General features: G+C 60.7%; 2 protein-coding genes. Both read right to left on the reverse strand.

Going from position 1 to position 1,063, the window contains the following annotated elements:
- Nucleotides 1–24 precede the first annotated feature (24 nt).
- Nucleotides 25–864, reverse strand: a complete 840-nt coding sequence (gene sul1 / locus R8O10_RS23965; RefSeq protein ID WP_000259031.1) for a sulfonamide-resistant dihydropteroate synthase Sul1 — start codon at nucleotides 862–864, stop codon at nucleotides 25–27.
- Nucleotides 858–1,063: DMT family transporter (locus tag R8O10_RS23970; RefSeq protein WP_016810057.1), on the reverse strand; the 206-nt coding region annotated here is incomplete at its 5' end. The genes R8O10_RS23970 and sul1, both read right to left, overlap by 7 nt.

The raw sequence follows: 1,063 nt of genomic DNA on the forward strand, positions 1-1,063 counted from the left end.
TAGCGGGCGGCCGGAAGGTGAATGCTAGGCATGATCTAACCCTCGGTCTCTGGCGTCGCGACTGCGAAATTTCGCGAGGGTTTCCGAGAAGGTGATTGCGCTTCGCAGATCTCCAGGCGCGTGGGTGCGGACGTAGTCAGCGCCATTGCCGATCGCGTGAAGTTCCGCCGCAAGGCTCGCTGGACCCAGATCCTTTACAGGAAGGCCAACGGTGGCGCCCAAGAAGGATTTCCGCGACACCGAGACCAATAGCGGAAGCCCCAACGCCGACTTCAGCTTTTGAAGGTTCGACAGCACGTGCAGCGATGTTTCCGGTGCGGGGCTCAAGAAAAATCCCATCCCCGGATCGAGGATGAGCCGGTCGGCAGCGACCCCGCTCCGTCGCAAGGCGGAAACCCGCGCCTCGAAGAACCGCACAATCTCGTCGAGCGCGTCTTCGGGTCGAAGGTGACCGGTGCGGGTGGCGATGCCATCCCGCTGCGCTGAGTGCATAACCACCAGCCTGCAGTCCGCCTCAGCAATATCGGGATAGAGCGCAGGGTCAGGAAATCCTTGGATATCGTTCAGGTAGCCCACGCCGCGCTTGAGCGCATAGCGCTGGGTTTCCGGTTGGAAGCTGTCGATTGAAACACGGTGCATCTGATCGGACAGGGCGTCTAAGAGCGGCGCAATACGTCTGATCTCATCGGCCGGCGATACAGGCCTCGCGTCCGGATGGCTGGCGGCCGGTCCGACATCCACGACGTCTGATCCGACTCGCAGCATTTCGATCGCCGCGGTGACAGCGCCGGCGGGGTCTAGCCGCCGGCTCTCATCGAAGAAGGAGTCCTCGGTGAGATTCAGAATGCCGAACACCGTCACCATGGCGTCGGCCTCCGCAGCGACTTCCACGATGGGGATCGGGCGAGCAAAAAGGCAGCAATTATGAGCCCCATACCTACAAAGCCCCACGCATCAAGCTTTTGCCCATGAAGCAACCAGGCAATGGCTGTAATTATGACGACGCCGAGTCCCGACCAGACTGCATAAGCAACACCGACAGGGATGGATTTCAGAACCAGAG

Origin of the sequence: Vibrio sp. 1727 (assembly GCF_033344415.1) — a bacterium.
Classification (GTDB): Bacteria; Pseudomonadota; Gammaproteobacteria; order Enterobacterales; family Vibrionaceae; genus Vibrio; species Vibrio alginolyticus.

Excerpts from the sequence above, each read along its gene's own strand:
- sul1 (WP_000259031.1), bottom strand. The coding sequence starts at position 864 with ATGGTGACGGTGTTCGGCATTCTGAATCTCACCGAGGACTCCTTCTTC.